Raw genomic sequence first — 3382 nt, 5'->3', positions numbered from 1 at the left:
AGGTGGGGCTGTATGGCCTGCTGACTTCGCCTGCCGGGCTGGAGCGCGAGGCCCTTGTGGCCCTGTGCCGCGAGCGTGGCATCACCTGTGAGGAAATTTCGCAGGCGCCGGATGGGCGCGGTGCAGAAGGGCTTGCCGCGGCCCCGGCGCGCGTGGGCGTGCGACAGCGCTTATGGGGCGCGCCCCGCGCTGGACTTCGGCGTGTGCTGCGGCCCGCGCCGCATACGCTGGAGACGCTCCCCTCAGCCCTTGGCACCGGAGCGCGGGCGCTCCTTGCCACGTGGGGCGGGGCCGGAATGGCGCGCCTTGAGCCACTGTACGATGAACTCCTTGCCCGCGGGGTGAAGGTGGCGCTGGTTGTGGCCGCGGGGCGGCTGGGGCTGCGGGCGTGGCGGCGGGCCGTTAAGCGGCGGGCGGTGGTGCTGCGCCTTGAGGACGTGGACGTGGCGGATGCGCCGCCCCGGCGCGGGGCATGGACCGATGACGACCTGGAGCGCGCCCTGCTTCGTGACGAAGGGCTGATGACGTTTTTGTACGGCGAGGTCGGCCCTCCCCTTGCCGGAATGCTGGTGGCGCAAATTGCCGCGGAAGTGGCCGGGGCTTTGCCGCAGTGCCTGCACGGTGCGGCGCGCTTTGGCGCGCTGTGCGATGTGGCCGCGCCTGATGTGGTGCTGCACCTGTTTTCCACGGACCCGCGCGGGGCGGCGCAGACGCTGGCGGCGCGGGCGCGGGGGATTCCCACAGTGACCATGGGCCATGGCCTGCACTGCGCCACGGATGCTGAGCGCGACGTGTTTGCAGCGCGGGAGTTTGCCGCGTGCGGGCGCGTGCACAGCGCGGCGCTGGTGGCCAGTCAGGGCGCCTTGCCGGGGCGCGTGCCGCCCCTTGGGGCTGCGTATCTTGATGGGCTGACGCCGGAGGCCTCCCGTGCGGCCCGGCTACGCTGCCTGCGTGCTGGGGTGCGCCTGCGCCGCCCGGTGTGCGTGGTGTGCGACAGCGGCGGCTGGACGCAAACGCGCGAGCGGCGGCACACCCAGTGGGCCACCCTCGACGCCGTGGCGGCCCTTGCGCGGGAGATGCCGCAGGTGCAGGTGGTGTACCGCACCCATCCGGGGTCATACGAAATGGACTACGAATCGTATTTCACATCGCGCGGGGCGCCTGCGGTGCTGTGCCAGCGCGCGGCGGACCTGCCGCTGCCGGACCTTATGGCGCGGGCGGACGTGGTGGTGTCGCATATGGGGTCCGCCGTGGTGGAGGCGCTGCTGTGCGGTGTGCCGGTGGTGTACCTGCACGCGCTGTCACGGCATGAACCGTCGGCCAGCGGGTGCCCGGTCATCCGCGAGGCCGCGGCCCTTGAGGACCTCATTCCCCTTGTGCGCGGGGTGCTTGACGCCCGCCAGTCCCGGCAGGCGGTGCGCCGGGCGGCGCAGCCGTGGCTGGATGAGGTGCTGTGCGGGGCGGACGGCGGCGCGGCGCGGCGGGTAGCGGATTTCCTCATGAGCCGCGCCCGGGGCATATCCGGGGGCGATGCCTCGGAGTGGTTGGGGCGGCAAAAGGCCTCGGGCCGGTTTTCCTCCCTGACGTGGCAGAAGGGTTTGGAGTGGAGCTGAAATCCTGATATAACGGCACAGTGGAGTTTTCTCCTTCAGCCTTGGAGTCGGCAGTGCGAGAGTTTGGCGCGGATATGGTCTTCATTGTGGGCAGCCCACGCAGTGGCACTACGTGGATGCAGCGTCTTTTGGCCTGCCATCCGCTGGTGGCGACCGGGCAGGAGAGCAGCCTGTTCGAGAGCTATATCGGGCCACAGCTTCGCGCGTGGCAGCGCGATGTGGCGGAGAACTCGGGCCGGATGGTTGGCCTTGGCTGTCACCTGCGCGAGGAGGAATTTCTTGTAGCCCTGCGGGAGTACATGCAGGCGCTGATGCAGCCCATGCGCGCGGCGACGCCGGAGGGCGGCCTGTTTGTGGAGAAGACGCCCTCACACGCCCTGTTCCTGCCGGAAATTTCACAGCTGCTGCCGCAGGCGCGGGTCATCCACGTGGTGCGCGATGTGCGCGACGTGGTGCGCTCCATACTGACGGCGGCGCGCTCATGGGGGGCGGACTGGGCTCCGGCAGACGCACGGCAGGCGGCGCGGATGTGGTCGCGCCATGTGAATGCGGCCCTTGCCGGCGGGCGCGAGATGGGCCCCAAGCGCTTTTGTACCGTGCGGTATGAGGACCTTATGGAGGACACTCACTCCGTGCTGGCGCGGGTGGGCCGCGATTTTTTGGGCGTGGCGTGGGACGACGAAGGCGTTGCCAAGGCCGTGGCGCGCAACAGCATCCGCCGGGGCCTCAATGGCAAGGCCGTCTCCGGGGTGCCGCTTCCCCTGCGCGGGGAGTGGGCGGCGCGCCTTGAGCAGGACGTGGTGCCGGAGCCGGAGGGCTTTGTGGGCTATGCTCCGCGCCGGCTTGGCCCGGTGGAGCGCTACCACGTGTGGCGCGAGGCGCGGCGGGCCATGGAGCGCGCCGGGTACGCAAAAGGGGGGCTGTGGTGAGCGCTTCGGGGGGGAGAGCGCGCCGCGCAACGGTCATCGTGCCGACCTATCGGCGCGAACGCGACCTTGCGCGGTGCATTGAAAGCCTTGGCCTGCAATCGCGCACGGATTTTGAGGTCATCGTGGTGGACAACGCCGTGGATGATGCGGTGCGCCGCATGGTGACCGGGCGGGCGGGGAGCTATCCTGTGCCCCTGCGGTATGTGCCGGAGTGTCACCTTGGCCTGCATCACGCCCGGCACACAGGCGCACGCGCCGCCGCGTCGGATTTGCTGCTGTACACCGATGATGACGCCACCTTTGATGCCGGCTGGGTGGATGCGCATATTAGTGCCTTTGACGCCAACCCGGACATGGCCGCCGCTGGCGGGCCGGTGCGTCCGGTGTGGGACGTGCCGCCCCCCACGTGGCTGGCGGAGTACGCCGGGGACTTTGGCACCTTTGCCGAACTCAGCTTGCTGGACCGGGGGCGGAGCTTCAACAAGGGGCAGGAAGTCTTCTACGGCGTGAACATGGCCCTGCGGCGCGAGGCGCTTGTCCGCTGCGGCGGCTTTAATCCGGACGCCTTTGGCGCGGTGTGGCTGGGCGACGGGGAAACAGGCCTTATGCGCACCCTGTGGCGGACCGGGCAGGCCGTAGGCTATGTGCCGGACGCCGTGGTGCTCCATCACGTGCCTAGGGAGCGGATGACCGTGGCCTTTCTGCGTCAGCGCATGGCCAATGAGGGCGCTATGGAGGTGTATGCCCGGTACCGGGGACGCGTGCCCCGGCGGTGGCGGCTGGTCCGGCATGCGCTGGGCGTTGCCGCGCGCAATGCGCGCCGCTGGGCGGCGGCGTTGG

At 70.1% G+C, this 3382-nt stretch carries 3 protein-coding genes; all 3 read left to right on the top strand.

Annotation, left to right across the window (positions count from 1 at the left end; translation table 11 throughout):
* Positions 1 to 1613 (top strand): hypothetical protein (locus tag ACY69P_RS15365; RefSeq protein WP_462328106.1); only part of this gene is annotated, 1613 nt, incomplete at its 5' end.
* Positions 1614 to 1666: 53 nt separating this feature from the next.
* A complete protein-coding gene (locus ACY69P_RS15360; protein ID WP_462328105.1) occupies positions 1667 to 2542 on the top strand; it encodes a sulfotransferase family protein in 876 nt (291 codons plus the stop codon).
* A gap of 38 nt (positions 2543 to 2580) precedes the next feature.
* On the top strand, positions 2581 to 3382 hold an 802-nt coding region (locus ACY69P_RS15355), incomplete at its 3' end, for a glycosyltransferase family 2 protein (RefSeq protein WP_462328104.1).

The organism is Desulfobaculum sp. (genome assembly GCF_054921475.1).
Note: the sequence above shows the minus strand (reverse complement) of the source record. Positions and strands in the feature narration are given on the sequence as shown.